Genomic DNA, 23,547 nt, shown 5'->3' with positions numbered 1-23,547 from the left:
GTTAGTTGGAGTCATCCTTTCTTCCTTTTAACATAAAAGTGGCTGTGAGGGCTAGGCTGAGGCCTGCTAAGAAGAGGAGTGGGTTGGACGCATCTCCTGTTGCTGGAAGTTCTTCTTTAGGAGAATGATATCCAGTTTTAGCAAGGCTAGGACTAGATGAAAGTTGTTCAGTCTCGTGTGCTAAGGTTTCTGTATCTGAAGCACTTGTTTTTTCCTCTGTGTTAGAGCTTGTTCCAGCAGCTTGATAGACGACAGCATAGGTACTGAAATGACTAGTGATGAATTCTACCTTTCTGTCTCGAACGGTGAAATCAAGGACTTGCAACTCCTTGGTCGGAGTGATGTAGTAGACCTTTTCTACGTTAGCTGAAATAGGCAAGCGAACCAAGACAGAGCCTTTTGGCTGCAAGCTATGATCGGTTGGATTTTTAAGTTGTAGGTCGTAAGCATCATAGGTCTTGCCAAAGAGTTCTTGAGCTAAGACACGTTGGCTAGAAACGTGAGAAATTCCTTCTAAGTCGCTGGCTCCACCGATGATTTCCACTCCAGTCTCCTTATTTTTCAAGACTCGAACTGGATAATCAGGAAAGCTAAGGGTCGGAGCAGCCTGATCTCCGCTAGTTCCGATAGGGTCAGTGTACTCAGGTTTTTCAACAGTAGGAGCTTCCTCTTGCCCTGCTGTTCCGATCGATTCGGTGTACTCAGGTTTTTCAACAGTAGGGGCTTCCTCTTGCCCTGCCGTTCCGATAGGCTCGGTGTATTCAGGTATTTTTACTGTTGGATCTTCTTCTTCTCCCGCAGTTCCGATAGGTTTAGTGTATTCAGGTTTTTCAACAGTAGGTGGCTCTTCTTGTCCTGCTGTTCCGATAGGCTCGGTGTATTCGGGAATTTTTACAGTAGGAGCTGGTTCGTCCCCCTTGCTTGTAGTTGGTTGCTTCTCGTCAACCTTTTTCTCATCTTTTTTAGTAAAGACGGCTACGACAGGACTGCTTGTGCTAGTTCCTTGAATGGCATAAGCTTCAATCGCTTTTCCAGTTTGTCTATCAGTAGCCTCAGGGATTGGGATTTGAACTTGATTGTCTTGGACTGATAGGATAGTCTGATCTCCACTTGTAACCAGATGCGTTTCATCCACTTTGCGTAAGACTAGAGGATCTTTGACACCTGGGAAGGTCACTGCGATAGCTTCCCAATCTCCAGCTGGTAGGCTTAAGGAAATGGTTTTGTCATTTTCCTTAAGAGGCGCGATGCTAGGGCTATCTAAACCAACAGCTGGAGCTTTGATGATATCAAAGGAGTCAAGAGAGATTTTCTTGCGACCTTCTGGCGAATCTGGATCAACACGTAATGTTAGGGTGTGCGGACCATCAGTGAGATTTGTAAATTCGCCAATAAAGGCCCTCTTTTCAGTTGGACCTGAAGTGTAGAAGTCTAGACTTGACATTTCTTTGCCATCTAGTGTAACACGTGCTCGTCCAAGAGCGAGGCTCTTCAAGCCAAAGATACGAATACCTGTCCCTGTAAAGGAAATAGTTGCCTGAGCTTCTGAAGCAGTACTTGGGTAGCTGTTGTTAATGTCAGCGTATTTTTCCGTACCTCTGTAGAGTTCAGGGTCAGACCAGTCCTTAAACTGGGAACCATACTGGATGCGCGAATCACGATCATCCATTTTTTCAATCGTGTTGCCTGTTCCTGATAGGATCTTGAAGTAGTCTAAGGAAATTTTCGAGCGCTCACTACCACGGTGTTTGTGCTGACGTTTAACACTAAGAGTCAATGTGTGAGGTCCTTCTGACAATCCTGTGAAGCGGCCGATGAGGCTACCTTTTTCAGTTGCCCCAGCAGTATGGAAATCAAGTTCGCCGACCTCTTTGCCATCAATTTTAGCAGTGGCAAGACCTAGTTCAGACGATTTCAGTCCATAGATTTCGATACCAACGCCAGTGAAAGGAATGGTAGCAGTGAGATCTTCGTCTGAGTAGTCTCCTTTTGAAAGATCAGCAAATTTCTCTGTTCCTCCAAATAATTCTGAGTCTGCCCAGTTTCCAAAGGCAGCTCCGTACTGGATACGGCTATCTCGGTCGTCCATCAACTCGCTATAGGTTTCGACAGTGGCTTGTTCAGAAACTTGTGTGGCAAGTTCGCCCAGCATAGCCTTGACGGTGTAGGTGTAGGCATGTTGAGGATCCAGTGATCGATCAATAAAGTGGGTTTGATTGGTTACAAATTCTCTGGTCGCAGAGGTTTGGTCAGATTCGTCTTTCACTTGTCTTTGGATGACATAGTGGGTAGCGCCTTCTACTTGGTTAAAGGTAAGTTCGGCAGTGACTCCATTTTGTCGAACTGCTGTCAGACTGGTTACACGACCAGGGAAATGTTCAAAGGTAATGACATCACCTTTTTGTGTTGCCAGTTGGATGCGGCCATCTTTGAGGACAGTTGCCTTGACTGGTTTGCCATTGACCTTAACCTGACTGGCTTCGATATTTGGATAGTCTACAACTAAGTCTCCACCGACATTTGAAAGGAAGGACAAGCTTTGAAGGTTTTTATCTTTCCACTTCATGCTGACTTCAAAGTTACCACGGGCAATCAAGCCAGAAACCTGTCCGTCTTTCCAAGCATCTGGAAGGGCTGGTAATGGTGCAATATAGCCAGTATGAGATTGCAGGAGCATTTCTGCCATCCCACTAGTTGCCCCAAAGTTTCCATCGATTTGGAATGGTGCGTGGGTATCCCAAAGGTTTTCTAGGGTGGAGTACTTGAGTTGTTCCGCAAGCAAGCGATGGGCACGGTTACCGTCTAAGAGACGAGCCCAGAGGTTGATTTTATTAGCCTTAGACCAACCAGTACCACCATCTCCGCGATGGTTGAGGGTAGCACGCGCAGCCTCTAGGTATTTAGCCTGATCCTTGCTAAAGAGTGTACCTGGGAAGAGACCAACCAGATGGGAAACATGGCGGTGGTTATTTTCAATGCCTTCGTTAGTGAATTGCGGACTGTCCTCCTCGTACCACTCCTTGATACGTCCCTCATTGTTGATATGAAGGGGTTTCAGTTTGTCAAATTTAGCCTTGACCTCTGTGACTAAGTCTTGGTCGACATTCAGATGTCTAGCGACTTCCATGTAGTCGTGGAATAGCTGCCAGACTAGCGACTGGTCAAAGGTATTTCCGATGGTGATGGTACCGTGTTCTGGTGAGTAGGATGGAGAAGACACCCAACGGTCGCTGGCCTGGTCATAGTGCAAGAAGGAGTTCCAGAACTTAGCGGTTTCCTTGAGCATAGGATAAATCTTTTCTTTGAGATAAGTTTCGTCCTTGGTGAATTTATAGTAGTCATAGACATTTTGCATCATCCAGGCATTAGCAGCTGGCGACCAGCCCCAATAGTAATTCCAACCAGGAGTAGTCCAGCCAAATGGTGTAGCCTGGGTGTGGACCAGCCAACCATTTTCTTGTCCATCTTTGGATTCGATACCAGCGTATTCTTTGGCAGCGATACGACCATAGTAGCGCATGTCGTCAATGTAATTAATCATTGGCTTGGCTGTTTCAGCAAGGTTGCTCATGTAAGCTGGCCAGTAGTTCATTTGCAAATTGACATTGAGATGGTAGTCAGCGTTCCAAGGTGGATTGTCTACGGCATTCCAGACTCCCTGCAGGTTGGCAGGAAGGGCATCTGTCCGATCACGAGACGAACTGATAAGTAGATAACGTCCGTATTGGAAGAAGAGTTCTTCCAGTTTTTGCCCTTTGCTAGGGTTATAGCTTTGAAGGGCCTCTTTTGTCGTTTGAGCAGTCTTGCTTCCACCTAGATTTAGTTTAACGCGGTTAAAGAGACTTTGATAATCCTTGATATGGTTCTTTTTAAGTGTCTCGTAGTCTTTGGCCTTAGCGGCTTCGACAATCCTTTTAACTGTTTTTTCGAGGTCGATATCTGTTCGATAGTTGGTTTTTGGATTCTGGGCAAAGTTAGTCTTGGCACTGAGATAAAGGGTCGCATAACTTGCGCCTGTAACGGTCAGAGTTTCGTCCTGAACAGTCACCTTTCCGTCCGTTTTAATTCCTAGATAGGATGCAAATTTGAGGCCGTTATCTTTGACAGTTCCCTTTAGAAGGATTCCGTTTGCATCTGTAGTGACAAGACCATTCTTATAGTTGGAATATTCCCAAGAGTAATTTCCATTAGCAAGCAAGTCTTCTGTCAAACTGTTCCAAAGGGTAAAGTCAAGTGTCTTGTTTCCTTTTTTGGTCAAGTGGGTCACAGTAACATCATCAGGATAGCTGGAGAAGGTTTCGCGTTTGAAGGTTGTCCCATCTTGGGTGTAAGAAGTGGTCGTAGTGGCTTCTGTGATATCCAAACCACGATGATAATCAGTTACAGTATCTAGTCCTTTTTTCTGGTTATTGAAGACCATGAAGATATCCCCAAAGGCTAGGTAACGTCCGTACTGAGCGTTGTTTGGTCCAACTAGATTTTGTTCGGCGAGCTGTTTTGCCTTTTGGCGGTCACCAGCTTCGAGGGCTTTACGTATCTCTGCTAAAACCTTGTAGCGATCCTTGTAGTTTCCTCCGTTATAGTCGGTGCTATCGGGTTGTGGTCCTCCTGACCAGAGGGTCTTTTCGTTGTACTGGATTCTCTCTTCCCCAATGAGTCCGAAAACCTTGGCTCCCATCTCTCCATTTCCGACAGGAAGGGCTTGTTTTTCCCAACCATCATAGGAAGGGGGTGTTGGTTGATTGTAGTTGAGTTGATAGTTTTCTTGCTTTGTCACTGGCAGTTCTGTCTTCTCGCTCTCCTTGTTTTCTTTTGAGTCTATAACAGCTTCACTACTAGCTTGACTACTTGTAGGCTGAGTCTCCTCGGCTGGTTTGCTTTCGGTACTTGGAGTCTCAACTAGAGCTGGTTTAGCGGTCTCGGTCGGTTCAATCTGCTCTGATCCACTATCAGGTTTAGTTGTAGTCTCGACAATACTTGGGTCATTTTGCTGCACTTCAATACCATCAGCTGTGACTGTATGACTAGATAGAAAAACAGCTCCCAGTAAAACAGAAGCAGTCCCAACCGTTAGTTTGCGGATGCTATAGCGACAGGATTTTTCCCAAAAGTGTTTTTTCATAAAACCCTCCTTCATTTATTCGAAACCGCTTACATTTTATAAAGCAGTTTCGTTTATTTTGTTTCTATTTATCTCCTCACCTCCCATTCTAATGGTCGTTTAGCATTTGTCAAGAGCTTTTTAGCAAGATACATATTTGCTGTTGTTTTTTCTTAAAATAGTAGAATAAGTAGCAAGCAGTCCCTCTTTTTCAACTATCAACTAGATCGTTTACTACAAAAAACAGTTGAGATTATCCCCAACTGTAAGTGTTTATTTCGGATGTCTTTTGGCAAAGTCAACAAAGTGAAATTTTTCTAATTTATGGCGACTTTCGGTGAATTGGAACTGGCGCCCGTCTTGGAGATAGACTTTTGATTTAATCGAAACGACATAAGGGTCTTTGCCAATGTCCATGAGAATCTTGTCTCGATCATCCGTGTGGTCAATGGTGATTTCTTTCTGAGCATAATCAATAAGGAGTTTGAGGTCGTCCTCTATATACGAGTAGATAGACTGCTCGGCGATTTGGCGAGTGAGATTCGGGATTAGTTCCATATCCAGATAGTCCGTATCCAGAACCGATACCAGGTCATCCACTACACGTTGGCGGACCACCTTCCAAACCATCCGAAACTCTGGAAAGCCGGTTATCAGTGAGGATTTTTTATCGATAATGATTTTATCCAGACTGACCACATTGGTTTTAGAACGCAGTCCAAGTTCTTGAACCAGTTCTTGGTAGCTGGTTAGGTTAGAGACGGGGAAATTGACGGTTTCTTCTTTGACTACTTGAGAACCTTGCCCCCTTATCTTCTTAATCAATCCTTCCTCTTGGAGGAGGGACAGAGCTTTTCGAACGGTGTCACGGCTCACCTGATACTGATTCATGAGATCGTGCTCGCTAGGGAGGAAATCTCCGACAGCGTAAGTCTCGTTTTGAATAGTTTTTTGGATTTGCTTAAATAATTGTTGGTATTTCTTCATCTTGCTTCCTTAAATAGGTTTTGAGTTTTATTCTATGCAAACTTGTATCTATTTTACCATACAAGTGCTAGAAAATTTACAAAAATATCCTCTTTTTACAACAAACAAGTTGCCTACAAGTTTGGTATCGTTTACAATAGTCTTATCAAATAAAACTTGCTTTGACAAGTATAAGGAGAATCAAATGGGAAAATTTGAACAAGAAGCCAAAGATCTGCTTCAAGCGATCGGAGGCAAGGAGAATGTCACTGCCGTAACCCACTGTGCGACACGGATGCGCTTTGTTCTCGGAGACGAAAAGAAGGCCAATGTCAAGGCTATTGAGTCGATTCCGGCTGTCAAAGGGACCTTTACCAATGCCGGTCAATTTCAGGTAATCATTGGAAATGACGTGCCGATCTTTTATAATGATTTTACAGCTGTTTCAGGCATTGAGGGTGTTTCTAAAGAAGCAGCCAAGTCTGCAGCTAAGAGCAATCAAAACCTGGTCCAACGTGTCATGACCACTCTAGCAGAAATCTTTACGCCGATTATTCCAGCCTTGATTGTCGGAGGACTAATCCTCGGTTTCCGTAATGTCTTGGAAGGCGTGCATTGGTCAATGTTGGATGGCAAGACTATCACAGAATCCTCTCAGTTTTGGTCAGGAGTCAATCACTTCCTCTGGCTGCCTGGTGAAGCAATATTCCAGTTCTTACCAGTAGGGATTACCTGGTCTGTCTCTCGTAAGATGGGAACCAGCCAAATCTTGGGAATTGTACTCGGGATCTGTTTGGTTTCACCTCAGTTGCTCAATGCCTATTCAGTTGCCTCAACACCTGCATCAGAAATTGCAGCAAACTGGGTTTGGAATTTTGGTTACTTTACTGTTAATCGTATCGGTTATCAAGCCCAAGTTATCCCAGCCTTGCTTGCAGGTTTGAGTCTGTCTTATCTTGAAATTTTCTGGCGCAAGCATATCCCAGAAGTGATTTCGATGATTTTTGTACCTTTCTTGTCATTGATTCCAGCTTTGATTTTGGCTCATACTGTATTGGGGCCAATCGGTTGGACAATCGGGCAAGGACTCTCATCAGTTGTCTTGGCAGGTTTGACGGGTCCAGTTAAATGGCTCTTCGGTGCGATTTTTGGTGCCCTCTACGCTCCATTTGTCATCACAGGTTTGCACCATATGACCAATGCCATCGATACACAATTGATTGCGGATGCTGGCGGGACTGCCCTCTGGCCAATGATTGCTCTTTCAAATATTGCCCAAGGTTCTGCTGTATTTGCCTATTATTTCATGCATCGTCATGATGAGCGTGAGGCTCAGATTTCACTTCCCGCAACCATTTCAGCCTATCTCGGTGTTACAGAACCAGCCCTCTTTGGGGTCAATGTCAAATACATCTATCCATTTGTAGCTGGGATGATTGGTTCAGCCCTTGCAGGCATGTTGTCCGTTACATTCAATGTAACTGCGGCTTCTATCGGTATCGGAGGTTTGCCAGGTATCCTCTCTATTCAACCTCAATACATGCTGCCGTTTGCAGGAACCATGCTAGTTGCTATTATTGTACCAATGCTATTGACTTTCTTCTTCCGTAAGGCAGGCCTCTTTACAAAAACTGAGGACGATACAGCCTTGCAAGCAGAATTCGTTGCCCAAGAAGAGGCAGAATTTGTCAGTCATGAACCAGTAACCCTTGCTCCAGTAGAGATTGTCAGCCCACTTACAGGTCAGGTGAAAGAATTGAGTCAAGCGACAGACCCTGTTTTTGCATCAGGCGTCATGGGACAAGGTCTAGTCATTGAACCAAGCCAAGGTGAGTTGACTTCTCCAGTCAATGGGACAGTGACGGTTCTTTTCCCTACTAAGCATGCTATCGGTATTGTCTCTGATGAGGGGGTGGAATTGCTCATCCACATCGGTATGGATACAGTAGGTCTTGATGGCAAAGGTTTTGAAAGTCTTGTAGCCCAAGGAGACCATGTCACAGTTGGTCAGAAATTGATTCGTTTTGATATAGATGCTATTAAGGCTGCGGGTCTCGTGACAGAAACTCCAGTTATCATCACGAACCAAGATGCTTATACAGCGACTATCACTGGAACTTATCCAACAACTATCCAAGCTGGCGAAGCTCTCATGGTCGCTACACGAATCTAATTAAAATAATAAAACAGGGAAGGAACAGAGGTTCCTCCCTTTTATCAGAAAAGGAGAAATAGATGACACTTGATAAAGGAAAAGTAGTCTATCAAATCTATCCAAAATCATATAAAGACACCACTGGAAATGGTATTGGGGATTTCCGTGGGATTATCGAAAAAATTCCCTATCTAGCCAAACTGGGCGTGGATATGGTCTGGCTCAATCCATTTTATCCAAGCCCCCAACGGGATAATGGTTACGATATTTCAGATTATATGTCAGTAGATCCTCTTTTTGGTGATATGGCTGATTTTGAAGAGATGGTACGTGTCGGTAAAGAGCACAAGATTGACTTTATGTTAGATATGGTGCTCAATCATTGCTCGACAGAACACGAATGGTTTCAGAAAGCCCTAGCTGGCGACCAGTACTACCAAGACTTTTTCTTCATCCAAGACCAACCGACAGACTGGCAGTCTAAGTTTGGTGGCTCTGCCTGGGCACCTTTCGGGAATACGGGGAAATATTATCTCCACCTCTTTGATGAGACCCAGGCTGACCTTAATTGGCGCAATCCTAATGTCCGTAAGGAACTTTTCAAGGTTGTTAATTTTTGGCGTGATAAGGGAGTTAAAGGTTTCCGATTTGATGTGATCAATTTGATCGGCAAGGATGAGGTCTTAGTGGATTGTCCTGAAAATGAAGGAAAGCCAGCTTACACAGACAAGCCCATCGTTCATGACTATTTGCGCATGATGAACCAAGCCACTTTTGGATCAGACGATAGCTTTATGACAGTTGGGGAAATGTCCTCTACAACCATGGAAAACTGTGTCCTCTATTCTTCGCCTGAACGTCAGGAATTATCCATGACCTTTAATTTCCATCATCTCAAGGTGGACTACAAGGATGGGCAGAAGTGGACTTTAGCTCCCTTTGATTTCGAAGAGTTGAAAGGTCTTTACCATAGCTGGGGCAAGGAAATGAGTGACAAAAACGGCTGGAGCGCCCTTTTCTGGAACAATCACGACCAACCGCGAGCTTTGAACCGCTTTGTGGATGTTAAGAACTTCCGTAATGAAGGGGCGACTATGTTGGCGGCAAGCATTCATCTGTCACGTGGGACACCTTATATCTATATGGGTGAGGAAATCGGAATGGTTGACCCAGACTATGATTCCATGGCTGACTATGTGGATGTCGAGTCCATCAATGCTTATCAGATGCTCTTAAAAGAAGGAAAAAGTGAGCAAGAAGCTTTCCAGATTATTCAGGCAAAGTCGCGTGATAACTCACGAACTCCTATGCAGTGGGATGCCTCAGAAAATGCTGGTTTCACAAGAGGAACTCCTTGGTTGAAGGCAGGAAAATCCTACCCTCAGATCAACGTAGAAAATGAAATCAAAGGCCCAATTTTCGCCTTCTACCAAAACTTGATTCGACTTCGTAAGGAAATGCCGATTATTTCAGAAGGAAGCTACAAACCAGCCTTTGAAGACAGCAAGCAAGTCTATGCTTTTGAACGTCAGTATGAGGATGAAAAGTTACTGGTCCTCAATAACTTTTATGCCACAGAAGTGGAAATCGACTTACCAGTAGACTACCAAAATGGACAGATTCTGATTTCAAACTATGAAGATGTAGAAGTATCAGAAAAAATTCTGCTTAAACCGTATCAAACACTGGCTGTTTATGTAAATTAAACGCAGCAAGGAGCTCTCTTTCATTGAAATGCAGGGCTCCTTTTTTGTCGTCTATTGCCCTTTTTGAAAGCGTAAAACAAACTAGTCAGGAAAGTCACTTTATGGTATAATATAGAAGACTCAAAAAGAAACAGGAGAAAAAGAATGGACTTACTTTTAGCAATTATCTTGATTGTGCTAGCTTTTCTAGGAGGAGCTCTTGGAGGGATGTACTTGGTTCGTAAGCAAATCGAAAAAGAATTTGCGGACAACCCACGTTTGAACGCTGAGGCAGTTCGTGCTCTCTTGAGTGCAAATGGTCAAAAGCCAAGCGAAGCCAAGGTACAACAAGTTTACCACCAAATCATCCGCCAACAAAAAGCAGCTCTTGCTAACAATAAAAAGAAATAAATAGGAAAAGTCTGGGATGAAAGTTCCAGACTTCTCACTATGTTCAATAGTTCTCAAGGATAAGACTTTTTCCTTGCATTCTATTGATATTTGATTATGATTAAAAGAGAGGCAGTTGACATTTTATCAAGCTGTCTATCCGTTCATTTAGGACGAGTAATCATGATGAACTATCAATCAGAAAAAAGACTAGAAAGAAGACTGTATGGATAATCGACCAATTGGTTTTTTGGATTCGGGTGTCGGGGGCTTGACCGTTGTTCGTGAGCTCATGCGCCAGCTTCCCCATGAAGAAATCGTCTATATTGGAGATTCGGCACGGGCACCCTATGGTCCTCGTCCTGCTGAGCAAATTCGTGAATATACTTGGCAGTTGGTCAACTTTCTCTTGACCAAGGATGTCAAGATGATTGTCATTGCTTGTAATACTGCGACTGCAGTCGTCTGGGAAGAAATCAAGGCCCAACTTGATATTCCTGTCCTAGGCGTGATTTTGCCAGGAGCTTCGGCAGCTATCAAGTCCAGTCAAGGCGGGAAAATCGGAGTAATTGGAACACCCATGACGGTCCAATCAGACATCTATCGTCAAAAAATCCATGATCTGGATCCGGATTTACAGGTGGAAAGTTTGGCCTGTCCCAAGTTTGCCCCCTTGGTGGAGTCTGGTGCCCTGTCGACCAGTGTAACAAAGAAAGTGGTCTATGAAACCCTGCGTCCCTTGGTTGGAAAGGTGGATAGCCTGATTTTGGGTTGTACCCATTACCCACTCCTTCGCCCTATCATCCAAAATGTTATGGGACCAAAGGTTCAGCTCATCGATAGTGGGGCAGAGTGTGTGCGGGATATCTCGGTTTTGCTTAACTATTTTGAAATCAATCGTAGCCGAGATGCGGGACCTCTTCAACATCGTTTTTACACAACAGCCAATAGCCAAAGTTTTGCCCAAATTGGAGCAGAATGGCTGGAAAAAGAGATTCATGTGGAGCATGTAACTTTATGACAAATAAAATTTATGAATACAAGGATGACCAGGACTGGTATGTCGGTGTCTGGGATGTCTATGGAGGCATCTATAGCCTTATCAAAGATCCTCTCGAGCTTGATTTTATGGATTTAGCGCGGATTTTTCGTGACGAAGAAAATGGCTTTCCGATTACGATCACGGTGATGCGCTGGTCTTCTAACTTCCGTCTGCTCTCCTTTATCGTTGAGATTTTAAATGCCGAAGCAGGCCGCAATCTAGAAGTCATCCAACGTCAGGGAGCTCTGCTCTTGGTTGAAAATGGAAAGCTTTTGCATGTCGAATTGCCTAAAGAAGGAGTCGATGTAGAAGACTTCTTTGAGACTAACAAGGTCAGAGAAACTTTATTGATTGCGACTCGTAACGAAGGCAAGACCAAGGAATTTCGTGCTATCTTTGACAAACTAGGCTATGATGTGGAAAATCTCAATGACTATCCAGATCTACCTGAAGTAGCTGAAACAGGCATGACTTTTGAAGAAAATGCTCGCCTCAAGGCAGAAACCATTTCCCAATTAACAGGCAAGATGGTGCTAGCAGATGACTCAGGTCTCAAAGTCGATGTCCTTGGTGGCTTGCCAGGTGTTTGGTCAGCCCGTTTTGCAGGAGTGGGAGCGACTGATCGTGAAAACAACGCCAAACTCTTGCACGAATTGGCCATGGTCTTTGACCTCAAGGACCGCTCAGCTCAATTCCACACAACCCTAGTCGTAGCTAGTCCAAACAAGGAAAGCTTGGTGGTTGAAGCTGACTGGCCAGGTTATATCAACTTTGAACCCAAGGGTGAAAATGGCTTTGGTTATGATCCCCTCTTCCTTGTGGGAGAGACAGGCAAGTCAGCAGCTGAATTAACCCTTGAAGAAAAAAATAGCCAATCCCACCGTGCCTTAGCCGTTAAGAAACTTTTGGAGGTATTTCCATCATGGCAAAGCAAACCATCATTGTAATGAGTGATTCCCATGGCGATAGCTTGATTGTGGAAGAAATTCGTGATCGCTATCTGGGGAAAGCTGATGCCATTTTTCACGATGGTGACTCAGAACTCCGTCCAGATTCTCCCCTTTGGGAAGGCATCCATGTCGTCAAAGGCAACATGGACTTTTATGCCGGCTACCCAGAACGTTTGGTGACTCAACTTGGTCCTACAAAGATCATCCAGACGCATGGACACTTGTTTGATATCAATTTCAACTTTCAAAAGTTGGACTACTGGGCTCAGGAAGAAGATGCCGACATCTGTCTCTATGGTCATTTGCATGTGCCAAGTGCTTGGATGGAAGGCAAAACACTCTTTTTAAATCCAGGCTCCATCAGCCAACCACGAGGGACTATCAGAGAATGTCTCTATGCTCGAGTGGAGATTGATGACAGCTATTTCAAAGTAGACTTTTTGACACGTGATCATGAGATTTATCCAGGCTTGTCCAAGGAGTTCGCTCGATGATTGCCAAGGAATTTGAAGCATTTTTACTGGAGCAGGAAGAAACTTTTCTTACCCCTGCTGAGAATCTAGCAGCTTTGATTGATACCCATAACGCTGACCATGCGATTCTAGTGCTGAGCCAAATCACCTATACCCGTATCCCTGTTGTGACCTTTGACAAACGCTTTGTCGGAACCATTGGTCTGAGAGACATTTTGGCTTATCAAATGGAGCAAGGTTTGACGGATGAACAGATGGCAACGACAGATATCGTCAATATGACCAAGACAGATGTGGCAGTCGTCGCTCCAGACTATAACATCACTGAAGTCCTCCATAAACTGGTGGATGAACCCTTCTTGCCAGTAGTAGATGATGAAGGGATTTTTCAAGGAATCATCACGCGCAAGTCTATCCTCAAGGCCGTCAATGCCCTCTTGCATGACTTTAGTAAGGAATATGAGATTCGATGCAAATGAGAGATAGGATTTCAGCCTTTTTAGAAGAAAAGCAGGGCTTGTCTGCCAATTCCAAGCAGTCCTATAAGTATGATCTGGAGCAATTTTTAGACATTGTAGGTGAGCGGATCTCTGAAACTAGTCTCAAGATTTACCAAGCCCAGCTAGCCAATCTAAAAATCAGCGCCCAGAAGCGAAAACTTTCGGCCTGTAACCAATTTCTCTACTTTCTCTATCAAAAAGGGGAGGTGGACAGTTTTTACCGTCTGGAATTAGCCAAGCAAGCTGAAAAGAAGACTGAAAAACCAGAGATTCTAAACTTAGACTCTTTTTGGCAGGAAAGTAATTATTCAGAAGGACGCTTGCTGGCGCTTCTTATCTTGGAAATGGGCTTGTTACCAAGTGAGATTTTATCCCTCAAGATTGCGGATATCAATCTTGATTTTCAGGTGTTGAGAATCAACAAGGCTTCCCAACAGAGGATTGTTACCATTCCCACGACCTTGATTTCAGAATTGGAACCCTTGATGGGGCAGACCTATCTTTTTGAAAGGGGAGGGAAAGCCTATTCTCGTCAGTGGGCCTTTCGTCAGCTAGAATCTTTTGTCAAGGAGAAAGGTTTCCCAACCTTATCAGCCCAAGCCTTGCGGGAACAGTTCATTCTAAGACAAATAGAAAACAAGGTCGATTTGTACGAAATTGCAAAAAAATTAGGATTAAAAACAGTTCTGACCTTAGAAAAATATAGATAATGGATATTAAATTAAAAGATTTTGAAGGGCCCTTGGACTTGCTCCTGCACCTAGTCTCCAAGTATCAGATGGATATTTACGATGTGCCCATCACAGAAGTCATCGAACAGTATCTAGCCTATGTCTCAACCCTGCAGGCCATGCGTCTGGAAGTGACAGGTGAGTATATGGTTATGGCCAGTCAGCTGATGCTGATCAAGAGCCGCAAGCTCTTGCCAAAGGTAGCAGAAGTGGCTGATTTGGAGGACGACCTGGAGCAGGATCTCCTCTCTCAAATCGAAGAATACCGCAAGTTCAAGCTCTTGGGTGAGCACTTGGAGGCTAAGCACCAAGATCGGGCCCAGTACTATTCTAAAGCGCCAACAGAGTTGATTTACGAGGATGCGGAGCTTGTGCATGATAGGACGACCATTGACCTCTTTTTGGCTTTTTCAAATATCCTAGCCAAGAAAAAAGAGGAGTTCGCTCAGAACCATACGACCATTTTGCGGGATGAGTATAAGATTGAGGATATGATGGTCATCGTAAAGGAGTCCTTGACTGGACGAGACCAGTTGCGCTTGCAGGATTTGTTCAAGGAAGCCCAGAATGTCCAAGAGGTCATTACCCTCTTTTTGGCGACCTTAGAGTTAATCAAAACCCAAGAACTGATCCTTGTTCAAGAGGAGAGTTTCGGAGATATCTATCTCATGGAAAAGAAGGAAGAAAGTCAAGAGGCACAAAGCTAGACTTGATAGAGAGGAAAGATGAGTACTTTAGCAGAAATAGAAGCGCTCTTGTTTGTAGCAGGTGAAGATGGGATTCGGGTCCGTCAGTTGGCTGAACTCCTATCGCTTCCTCCGACAGGCATCCAGCAGAGTTTAGAAAAATTAGCCCAAAAGTATGAAAAAGACCAAGAGTCGAGCTTGTCCCTGATTGAGACAGGTAGTGCTTATAGATTGGTGACCAAGCCTCAATTTGCAGCGATTTTGAAGGAATACTCCAAGGCGCCCATTAACCAGAGTTTATCTCGGGCTGCCCTTGAGACCTTGTCTATCATTGCCTACAAGCAACCGATTACGCGGATAGAAATTGATGCTATCCGTGGGGTCAATTCGAGTGGGGCTTTGGCAAAGTTGCAGGCATTTGACTTGATACGAGAAGACGGGAAAAAAGAAGTGTTGGGTCGCCCCAATCTCTATGTGACTACGGATTATTTCCTAGATTACATGGGGATAAATCATTTGGAAGAATTGCCAGTGATTGATGAGCTTGAGATTCAGGCCCAAGAAAGCCAATTATTTGGTGAAAGGATAGAAGAAGATGAGAATCAATAAATATATTGCCCACGCAGGTGTGGCCAGTAGGAGAAAAGCAGAAGAGTTGATCAAGCAAGGCTTGGTGACGGTCAACGGCCAAGTGGTACGTGAACTCGCAACGACCATCAAGGCTGGTGACAAGGTCGAAGTTGAAGGTCAGCCGATCTACAATGAAGAAAAGGTTTATTATCTACTTAACAAACCACGCGGTGTGATTTCCAGTGTGACAGACGACAAGGGCCGCAAGACTGTTGTCGACCTCTTGCCCAATGTCAAAGAGCGCATTTACCCTGTGGGACGTTTGGACTGGGATACATCAGGTGTTTTAATTTTGACCAATGATGGGGACTTTACGGATGAAATGATTCACCCCCGTAATGAGATTGACAAAGTCTATGTCGCGCGTGTCAAAGGTGTTGCCAATAAGGAAAACCTTCGTCCCTTGACACGAGGAGTGGAGATTGATGGCAAGAAAACCAAGCCGGCTGTCTATGAGATTCTCAAAGTGGACCCAGTTAAAAACCGCTCAGTGGTACAGTTGACTATCCATGAGGGGCGTAATCATCAGGTTAAAAAGATGTTTGAAGCCGTCGGTCTGCAAGTGGATAAGTTGTCTCGGACACGTTTTGGACACTTAGACTTGACAGGTCTTCGTCCAGGTGAATCCCGTCGTCTTAATAAAAAAGAAATCAGCCAACTACACACCATGGCTGTAACCAAGAAATAATGAAACGAATCTTAATAGCACCAGTACGCTTTTACCAACGTTTTATCTCACCGGCCTTTCCACCCTCTTGTCGCTTTGAGCCGACTTGTTCCAACTACATGATTCAGGCTATTGAAAAACATGGTTTCAAGGGTGTTTTGATGGGCTTGGCTCGGATTTTACGTTGTCACCCCTGGTCTCCAATAGGAAAAGATCCCGTCCCAGACCATTTTTCCCTCAAACGAAATCAAGAAGAAAAATAAACCCAACATCATTTGATGTTGGGTTTTCTTGTTTATTTCAAAGCTTTTTGTGCGTCTTCAATCATGAGTTTGGTTGATTCAAGACCGCCACCACTTAGATACCAGAGGTCTGGTGTTAGTTGGATGATTTTACTGTTTTTAGCAGCAGGAGTCTCGGCGATGAGGGCATTTTCTAGGACGCCATCGTTGCTTGAGTTGTCCCCACCGATGGCAAGGGTACGGTTGATGACAAAGAGGATGTCAGGATTGATTTCTTTGACACTTTCAAAGCTTACTTCCTGGCCATGACGAGAGTCTTCAAATTGAGTGTCTGTTGGCTTGAATTTCAAGGTTTGATACAAGAAAGAGAAACGAGATTGGGCACCAAAGGCAGCCATTTTTCCTTCATTGAGGAGGATAGCAAGGGCTTTTTTGTCAGAACTTTCGTTTTTAGTAGCGACTTCCTGAATGCTCTTGTCCAGGTTAGCCAATTCTTCCTTGGCTTTCTGTGTACCAGTTTCACCGAAGGCACTTGCTAGGGATTCGATGTTGGCCTTGGTTGAAGTCCAGTAGTCGTCCTTGCTTGCTTGGAAGAGCACAGTTGGGGCGATTTCTTTGAATTTGTCTACGAATTTTTGGGTACGTGGAGAAGCGATAATCAAATCCGGTTCAAGAGCAGCAATGGCTTCTAGGTCTGGCTCAACCATGGAACCCACATTGTTGACATTTCCTGCAAGATCTTTTAGGTAAGTCGGAACAGTTTTTGTAGGCATTCCGACGATATTCTTTTCAAATCCTAAAGCGCGAATAGTATCCGCAGCACCGAGATCAAAGGTCACAATCTTTTCAGGAACCTTTGAAAGTTTGACCTCGTCTAATGAATTTTTAATGGTTATCTCTGTTGGAGCAGAGCTACTTGACTCCGTCTTACTAGTGCTTGAGTTTGTATTTGTACTACATGCACCAAGTAGGAGCAAGAAGCTAGCCGCTAGGGCTGTGAGATAAAGTTTAAGGGATGTTTTCATGATTTCTCCTTTTTAAAATGTGATAACGATGTAGGGGTCTCTTAGATAGGCTTGTTAGCTAAGAGACAGAGGGTTTTCTAACTCGAGTTTCTATGTTACTAGCTATAGATACAGATCTTTTTGCCATTGATATCAGCCAGCGTGATGGGAATCTCATAGAGTTGACTGAGCAGGTCAGCCTGCATGATTTGAGCAGTCGTTCCCTTGCAAAAGACTTGACCATCCTTGAAGGCAACAATTTCATCCGCATATTGGCTAGCCATGTTGATATCGTGGAGGACGATGATAATGGTTTTGCCAAGTTCCTCCACCAGTCGCCGAAGAATCTGCATCATGCTGACACTTTGCTTGATATCGAGATTGTTGAGCGGTTCGTCTAGCAAGATAAAGTCTGTATCCTGGGCCAGTACCATAGCGATAAAGACACGTTGAAGCTGTCCTCCAGACAGACTATCGATATAGCGGTCTTTTAAGCTTGTCAGTTCCAGATAGTCCAGAGTTTCTCGGATTTTTCCCCAGTCTTCTGCTCTCAGTCGACCACGGCTGTAGGGAAAACGTCCAAAGCTGACCAATTCTTCAACAGTCAATTTGGCTTGATAATTAATTTTCTGCTTTAGGATGGTAAGCTCTCGAGCCAGTTCTTGCGAATTCCAACTTTCAATTTCACGACCTTTGATACTGAGAATTCCCTGATCCTTCTTGATTAGTCTGCTCATAATGGAGAGGAGAGTTGATTTTCCAGCACCATTTGGACCAATAAAGGCTGTCAGTTTCTGAGGACTGACTTCAAGCGAAATGTCTTGCAAAATATCCTGTTTTTGAATGGATTTGTCAATGTTTTCCAGTTTCACCGACGTGCCCTCCTATAAAGTAAGATAAAGAATAAGAAGCCACCCACACTCTCGATAATCATGCTGATGCGAATTTCCAGTGCAAAGACTCGTTCAATGAGGGCTTGCCCCAAGGTCAAGCTAATAAATCCAATCAGAATAGCCACGATAAAGAGTAACTTGTGTCGATAATCTTTGACAATCAGGTAAGTGAGATTGGCCAGCATAAAGCCGAAGAAGGCCATAGGTCCTACCAAGGCAGTTGCCGTTGAGGTCAAAAGTACGATGCCCCAGAGGAGTTCTCTCTGTTCTTTTTCAACATCGAGTCCCAGTATCTGAGCCGTTTCTCTTTGCAGGTGCAAGACATCCAGAATAACTGCTTTTCGAAAGAAAAAGATTGTCAAAGCGAGGATGATTAGAGAACCGATGGCTAGGATGGAAGTGTTGAGATGCTGAAAGGAGGCAAAGAGACTGTTCTGCAGTTTATCGTATTCATTTGGATCCATCAGGACTTGGAGGAAGGTACTGATATTTCGAAAGAGACTTCCGAGTGCTAGACAGATTAGCAGAATGAAGACCAGATCTTGTTTCATCAGTGTCTTCAAGTAGCCTTGTAAGGCAAGAAAGAAGAGGGATTGGACAAGAAGTAAGATTAAAAATTCTAAGACAGGAGACTTTTCAAGCTGTAGAAATTTGCTTTCAAAAACCAGTAGCAGGGTTTGTAGCAAGACATAGAAGGATTCGATTCCCAAAATACTAGGTGTCAGGAAGCGATTTTCCGTCAGGGTTTGAAAACTAATGGTCGAAATCCCTGTCGCGATAGCTACCAAGAGATAAACGACAATCTTTTGAGAACGAAGTTTCCAAGCAAAGGCAGACAGCTGGGTGATAGGCCAAAAGTAGAGGAGACAAGCTACGATGGCCAGAATAATGAGAAGGCAGAAGAGCTTGGTATGTTTGCTTTTAAACTGCATCTTTTCGTCCCCCTCTCCATAGAAGCAGGATAAAGAAGAGGCTACCGATGATTCCTAGCAAGAGACTGACAGACAGCTCATAGGGCCGAATGAGAACTCGAGAGAGGATGTCGCAGGCTAGAACCAGATTGGCTCCGACCAGAGCGACGATGAGTTTGGTTTGACTCAGGTTATCTCCATAGCGCTTGCGGACCAGATTGGGAACGATGACCCCGAGAAAAGGCAAGGCACCCACGGTAATCATGGTGACGCTTGTCGTTAATGCAATGAGAAAGAGGGCCAGTTTTTCCAGTAGGGAGTAAGAAATCCCCAAACTTTCACTGGTTTCTTTCCCTAGATTCATGATGGTAAAAGTTTGGGATAATTTCCAAACGGCTATCAGGATAATGAGGCCTAAGAAGAGCCACTCATACTGATGGGTCTGAATCATGGAGAAGGAGCCCTGGGTCCAGGCCGTCATACTCTGAACCAGATTGAAACGATAGGCGATAACTTCTGTGATAGAACCGATAATCCCACTATAGATGATACCGATCAAGGGCAACATCCACCTTTCCTTTACAGAAAAAATAGTCATAAAGGCCAGGAAGAAGAGGGTAAATAAAATAGATGAGCCAAAAGCAAAGAGCATCTTTTGGGTCAGACTCGCAGACGGAAAGACAAAGAGGCTTAGCACCATTCCCAGTTTGGCGGCTTCAGTCGTTCCAACTGTGCTTGGTGCAGCAAACTGATTTTGGGTAATGGTCTGCATGAGGAGTCCTGCCATGCTCATACTGGAGGCTGCGAGGAGAATACTGATGGTTCTTGGAAGACGAGACTCTTGAAAGAGAAGCCAGGTCTGCTGGTCAAAAGCAAAGAATTTTTCCCAAGAAAAATCACTGGTTCCAATGGTAATGGAGAGAAAGACTAGGAGTAGAAGTAAGCCTGTTAAAATATGAGAGAGTTTCATACCCCGTCCTTTCGTGTAGATTTGGTATCGAAAGATACCTGCGGATATAAATGTAACACGATTTTTTTAATCTGTCAATAATTTTTCTGACAATTTAATGTAAAAAGAAAGAAAAATTCCTGAAATTACATCTGCCACTCTCTTTTATTGGAAAAACTGAGTAAAAACCAATCCACCTTCCCACTATCCTTCTCTTATAAAAAGTGGTAAAATGGAGGACAGAAAGAAGGAACTGATATGACAACATTATTTTCAAAAATCAAAGAAGTAACAGAGCTTGCTGCGATCTCAGGTCATGAAGCGCCTGTCCGGACTTATCTTCGTGAAAAGTTGACTCCGCATGTGGATGAAGTAGTGACAGATGGCTTGGGTGGTATTTTCGGAATTAAACATTCAGAAGCTACGGATGCACCACGCGTCTTAGTCGCTTCTCACATGGACGAAGTTGGTTTTATGGTCAGTGAGATTAAGCCAGATGGTACCTTCCGTGTCGTTGAAATTGGTGGTTGGAATCCAATGGTAGTCAGCAGCCAACGTTTCAAACTCTTTACTCGTGACGGTCGTGAAATTCCTGTAATCTCAGGTTCTGTTCCTCCACATTTGACACGTGGAAAGGGCGGACCAACCATGCCTGCTATCTCGGATATCGTTTTTGATGGTGGTTTTGCAGACAAGGCTGAGGCAGAAAGTTTTGGCATCCGTCCTGGTGACACGATTGTCCCTGATAGTAGCGCAATTCTTACAGCCAATGAAAAGAATATCATCTCAAAAGCTTGGGACAACCGCTACGGGGTTCTCATGGTTAGCGAGCTAGCAGAAGCCCTTTCAGGTCAAAAACTCGGAAATGAACTCTATCTTGGTGCCAATGTCCAAGAAGAAGTTGGTCTGCGTGGCGCTCATACATCTACAACTAAGTTTGATCCAGAAGTTTTCCTAGCTGTTGACTGTTCACCTGCTGGTGATGTTTATGGTGGCCAAGGCAAGATTGGGGATGGAACCTTGATTCGCTTCTATGATCCAGGTCACTTGCTCCTCCCAGGTATGAAGGATTTCCTTTTGACAACGGCTGAAGAAGCTGGCATCAAGTACCAATACTACTGTGGAAAAGGCGGAACAGACGCTGGAGCGGCTCATTTGAAAAATGGTGGTGTCCCATCTACAACTATCGGTGTCTGCGCTCGTTATATCCATTCTCACCAAACCCTCTACGCTATGGATGACTTCCTAGAAGCTCAAGCTTTCTTGCAAGCCTTGGTGAAAAAATTGGACCGCTCAACTGTTGATTTGATTAAAAATTATTAAGCATAAGGGAGTGTCGGGATGGTAGAACCAAACCTAGAAAGTCTTATAAAAGATCTCTATAACCATGCCCGTCAGGGCTTGAGTGAATATTTAGTTGCTGCTCTCCTAGAGACTGCTAAAAAACTACCTACTACAAATGAGCAATTACTAGCAGTCCGACTCTCAGGACTGGTCACCCGTGAATTGCTCACCAATCCCAAACACCCAGCACCTGAGTTGCTCAACTTGGCTCGCTTTATCAAAAGAGAAGAAGCTAAGTACAGAGGAACCGCGGTTTCTGCTATTATGTTTGGAGAGTTATTTAAAATGCTTTGATTCCATTGTGAATTAAAGCATTTTTTACGTTAGAAAAAATATTCTTGATTAAGAGACGAAAAAACCACCTAAGTCAAGGTGGCTTCTTACCTATTAAATTTGTTCAGCGATGACCTTTTCAGCAAGGTTCATGGCGTGGTCAGATACACGAGTGTAATGGGAAATGATGTCGATAAAGTTGACCCCGGCTTGTGTTGAACACTCACCTTTATTAAGGCGTTTGATATGGGTCTTTCTGAGGATGCGTTCCATATTGTTGATTTCTTTATGGCGTTCAATCAGACTTTGAGCCTTTTCAATATCGTTATTTTCCACACTATCAAGGGCGTCCTTGATAAACTCAGTGGTGGCATGATAAATCTCAGCTAGCTCTTTTAAAGCGGCCTCAGAGAAGTGGACATTCTTACGTTGGAGATAGTCTGTTAGGTTGATCAAACCTTCTGCGTGGTCTCCAATCCGTTCCAAATCACGAGACGAATCGAGGATATTGGTTAAGATTTCGCTTTCCTTTTGGCTCAAGGATTCGCTTGAGAGTCTGATGAGGTAACGAGTGAGTTTTTCATCGATGGTGTTGATGGCTTCCTCTGTCTTGTGCCCTTTTTCAGCTACCTTTTCATCCAAACCGATGATATAGCTATAAGAAAGGTCAAAAGCTTTTGCAGCATAGTTCCCCAAGTGAAGAAGTTCTTTTTTGGCATTTCCTAGAGCGATAGAAGGCGCCTGTTTGATGAGTTGTTCATCCAAGTAGAGAGCCTCGTATTTAACAACTTCATCTTCACCAGGAATGAGCTTGGTTACAAGGTAAGCTAAGGCACCGATGAATGGGAACTGGATAATGGTATTTGTAATATTAAAGGTCCCGTGTGCAAAGGCGATGGTCATTTCTGGAGCTAGATTGAGTGCAGATTCAAACCATTGAATCAAGCCAGTGAAAGGTACAAGGAAGACAATACAGATAACCGTACCAATCACATTAAAGGCAACGTGGGCACCGGCAACACGTTTGGCAGCGATATTGGCTCCAAGAGAAGCAATGATGGCTGTAATGGTCGTTCCGATATTATCACCAAACAAGACCGGTAGGGCACCTTGTAGGTCAATCAAACCACTTGCGTACAGGTTCTGTAAGATACCGATAGTTGCGGATGAAGCCTGAATGAGTAGGGTCAGTCCAGTTCCGACAAAGACACCTAGAATAGGACTCTTACTTAGTTCAACCATGTAGTCTCTAAAGACTTGCAGGTCTTTTAGGGGTTCCATTGCACCGCTCATAAGATTGAGAGCGAAGAAGATACCTCCTACACCAAAGATAATCCGTCCAATGTTATTGATGGAGCGATTCTTGGTGAAGAAGAGACAAACTGCTCCGATAAAGAGCATAGGTAAGGCGTAATCTCCTAGCTTAAAACCGATGATAAAGGATGTAACGGTGGTTCCAATATTGGCACCCATGACAATACCGATAGCCTGACGCAAGGTCAAAAGTCCTGCACTGACAAGTCCCACTGTAATGACTGTAACACCAGAACTTGATTGAATCAGCGCCGTCATACCGATACCAACCAGCACACCGAAGAAGGGATTGCTGGTATATTTGTCAATGTAAAAACGAAGGCGATCTCCAGCAGCTTGTTGCAAACCGTCTCCCATGGTCTTGATACTATATAAAAATAGTCCCAGACCACCTAAAAAGTGAAATAAAATTTCCTGCCAATTAATGGACATTTCTTTTTCCTCCGAAAAATAATAACGGAATTTCTCCTATTCTATTTTAAAGGATAAAAGTAAATCTCACAAGTGTTTAGCTGAAATTTTCATGAGAAACAAGAACTTTCTTTTAAAATGAGAGATAGTTTCCCTTTAAGATAGATGATTTATAGGATTGTGTCCAAATTTTACTGATTATTATCCTAGTTATAGTTTTTATGTTAAAT

General features: G+C 43.9%; 21 protein-coding genes. 14 read left to right on the top strand and 7 right to left on the bottom strand.

What is annotated here, in order from left to right; all coding sequences use genetic code 11:
* Position 1: 1 nt before the first annotated feature.
* Both ATE34_RS09785 and treR read right to left on the bottom strand, forming a co-directional pair.
* Positions 2–5,122 (bottom strand): SIALI-17 repeat-containing surface protein, encoded by a 5,121-nt coding sequence (locus tag ATE34_RS09785; RefSeq protein WP_084911911.1) that lies wholly within the window; start codon positions 5,120–5,122, stop codon positions 2–4.
* 252 nt (positions 5,123–5,374) lie between these two features.
* Positions 5,375–6,088 (bottom strand): trehalose operon repressor, encoded by a 714-nt coding sequence (gene treR / locus ATE34_RS09780; protein ID WP_084911909.1) that lies wholly within the window; start codon positions 6,086–6,088, stop codon positions 5,375–5,377.
* A 184-nt stretch (positions 6,089–6,272) separates the two neighbouring features.
* Between treR and treP the strand changes: the two genes are divergently transcribed.
* From treP to yidD, 12 genes are all read left to right on the top strand, one after another.
* Positions 6,273–8,240: a PTS system trehalose-specific EIIBC component gene (gene treP / locus ATE34_RS09775; RefSeq protein WP_180382698.1), complete on the top strand. Its 1,968-nt coding sequence runs from the start codon at positions 6,273–6,275 to the stop codon at positions 8,238–8,240.
* A gap of 62 nt (positions 8,241–8,302) precedes the next feature.
* The gene (gene treC, locus ATE34_RS09770; RefSeq protein ID WP_084911905.1) at positions 8,303–9,928 is read left to right on the top strand and encodes an alpha,alpha-phosphotrehalase; all 1,626 of its coding nucleotides are present in this window, start codon (positions 8,303–8,305) and stop codon (positions 9,926–9,928) included.
* Between the two features lie 144 nt (positions 9,929–10,072).
* Positions 10,073–10,318 carry a YneF family protein gene (locus tag ATE34_RS09765; RefSeq protein ID WP_000364980.1) on the top strand — a complete coding sequence of 82 codons (246 nt, stop codon included), beginning with the start codon at positions 10,073–10,075 and terminating at the stop codon, positions 10,316–10,318.
* A gap of 205 nt (positions 10,319–10,523) precedes the next feature.
* Entirely contained in the window at positions 10,524–11,318 is a 795-nt protein-coding gene (gene racE, locus ATE34_RS09760) for a glutamate racemase (RefSeq protein ID WP_000370379.1), read from the top strand.
* A complete protein-coding gene (locus tag ATE34_RS09755) occupies positions 11,276–12,286 on the top strand; it encodes a nucleoside-triphosphate diphosphatase (RefSeq protein WP_394335042.1) in 1,011 nt (336 codons plus the stop codon). The genes racE and ATE34_RS09755 overlap by 43 nt, the downstream gene beginning before the upstream one ends.
* On the top strand, positions 12,262–12,783 hold the full coding sequence (locus tag ATE34_RS09750; protein WP_084911901.1) for a metallophosphoesterase: 522 nt from the start codon (positions 12,262–12,264) through the stop codon (positions 12,781–12,783). Before ATE34_RS09755 ends, ATE34_RS09750 begins: the two co-directional genes overlap by 25 nt.
* Positions 12,780–13,241, top strand: coding sequence for a cyclic-di-AMP-binding protein CbpB (cbpB, locus tag ATE34_RS09745; RefSeq protein WP_000560696.1), 462 nt, complete (start codon positions 12,780–12,782; stop codon positions 13,239–13,241). Before ATE34_RS09750 ends, cbpB begins: the two co-directional genes overlap by 4 nt.
* Complete coding sequence (xerD, locus tag ATE34_RS09740) at positions 13,238–13,972, top strand: site-specific tyrosine recombinase XerD (protein ID WP_324250055.1); 735 nt, start codon at positions 13,238–13,240, stop codon at positions 13,970–13,972. Before cbpB ends, xerD begins: the two co-directional genes overlap by 4 nt.
* The gene (locus ATE34_RS09735) at positions 13,972–14,700 is read left to right on the top strand and encodes a segregation/condensation protein A (protein WP_084911897.1); all 729 of its coding nucleotides are present in this window, start codon (positions 13,972–13,974) and stop codon (positions 14,698–14,700) included. The genes xerD and ATE34_RS09735 overlap by 1 nt, the downstream gene beginning before the upstream one ends.
* Before the next feature lie 18 nt (positions 14,701–14,718).
* Positions 14,719–15,288, top strand: a complete 570-nt coding sequence (scpB, locus tag ATE34_RS09730; protein ID WP_061598670.1) for an SMC-Scp complex subunit ScpB — start codon at positions 14,719–14,721, stop codon at positions 15,286–15,288.
* On the top strand, positions 15,275–15,997 hold the full coding sequence (locus tag ATE34_RS09725) for a pseudouridine synthase (protein ID WP_061598668.1): 723 nt from the start codon (positions 15,275–15,277) through the stop codon (positions 15,995–15,997). Before scpB ends, ATE34_RS09725 begins: the two co-directional genes overlap by 14 nt.
* On the top strand, positions 15,997–16,239 hold the full coding sequence (gene yidD / locus ATE34_RS09720) for a membrane protein insertion efficiency factor YidD (RefSeq protein WP_061598666.1): 243 nt from the start codon (positions 15,997–15,999) through the stop codon (positions 16,237–16,239). Before ATE34_RS09725 ends, yidD begins: the two co-directional genes overlap by 1 nt.
* A gap of 32 nt (positions 16,240–16,271) precedes the next feature.
* Here the strand turns inward: yidD and ATE34_RS09715 are convergent, their stop codons facing one another.
* The 4 genes from ATE34_RS09715 to ATE34_RS09700 form a co-directional block, all read right to left on the bottom strand.
* The gene (locus ATE34_RS09715; protein ID WP_061598664.1) at positions 16,272–17,243 is read right to left on the bottom strand and encodes a siderophore ABC transporter substrate-binding protein; all 972 of its coding nucleotides are present in this window, start codon (positions 17,241–17,243) and stop codon (positions 16,272–16,274) included.
* A gap of 98 nt (positions 17,244–17,341) precedes the next feature.
* Positions 17,342–18,094: an iron ABC transporter ATP-binding protein gene (locus ATE34_RS09710; protein ID WP_084911895.1), complete on the bottom strand. Its 753-nt coding sequence runs from the start codon at positions 18,092–18,094 to the stop codon at positions 17,342–17,344.
* Positions 18,091–19,047 (bottom strand): iron chelate uptake ABC transporter family permease subunit, encoded by a 957-nt coding sequence (locus ATE34_RS09705; RefSeq protein WP_009730633.1) that lies wholly within the window; start codon positions 19,045–19,047, stop codon positions 18,091–18,093. Before ATE34_RS09705 ends, ATE34_RS09710 begins: the two co-directional genes overlap by 4 nt.
* Positions 19,037–19,996, bottom strand: coding sequence for an ABC transporter permease (locus tag ATE34_RS09700; protein WP_084911893.1), 960 nt, complete (start codon positions 19,994–19,996; stop codon positions 19,037–19,039). The genes ATE34_RS09705 and ATE34_RS09700 overlap by 11 nt, the downstream gene beginning before the upstream one ends.
* Positions 19,997–20,233: 237 nt before the next feature.
* Between ATE34_RS09700 and pepA the strand changes: the two genes are divergently transcribed.
* Both pepA and ATE34_RS09690 read left to right on the top strand, forming a co-directional pair.
* Positions 20,234–21,298: a glutamyl aminopeptidase gene (pepA, locus tag ATE34_RS09695; protein ID WP_061598656.1), complete on the top strand. Its 1,065-nt coding sequence runs from the start codon at positions 20,234–20,236 to the stop codon at positions 21,296–21,298.
* A gap of 18 nt (positions 21,299–21,316) precedes the next feature.
* A complete protein-coding gene (locus ATE34_RS09690) occupies positions 21,317–21,613 on the top strand; it encodes a bacteriocin immunity family protein (protein ID WP_061598653.1) in 297 nt (98 codons plus the stop codon).
* Between the two features lie 93 nt (positions 21,614–21,706).
* Here the strand turns inward: ATE34_RS09690 and ATE34_RS09685 are convergent, their stop codons facing one another.
* On the bottom strand, positions 21,707–23,338 hold the full coding sequence (locus ATE34_RS09685; RefSeq protein WP_084911892.1) for a Na/Pi cotransporter family protein: 1,632 nt from the start codon (positions 23,336–23,338) through the stop codon (positions 21,707–21,709).
* Positions 23,339–23,547: the final 209 nt, after the last annotated feature.

This window comes from Streptococcus oralis subsp. tigurinus (assembly GCF_002093545.1).
Classification (GTDB): domain Bacteria; phylum Bacillota; class Bacilli; order Lactobacillales; family Streptococcaceae; genus Streptococcus; species Streptococcus oralis_C.
Note: the sequence above shows the minus strand (reverse complement) of the source record. Positions and strands in the feature narration are given on the sequence as shown.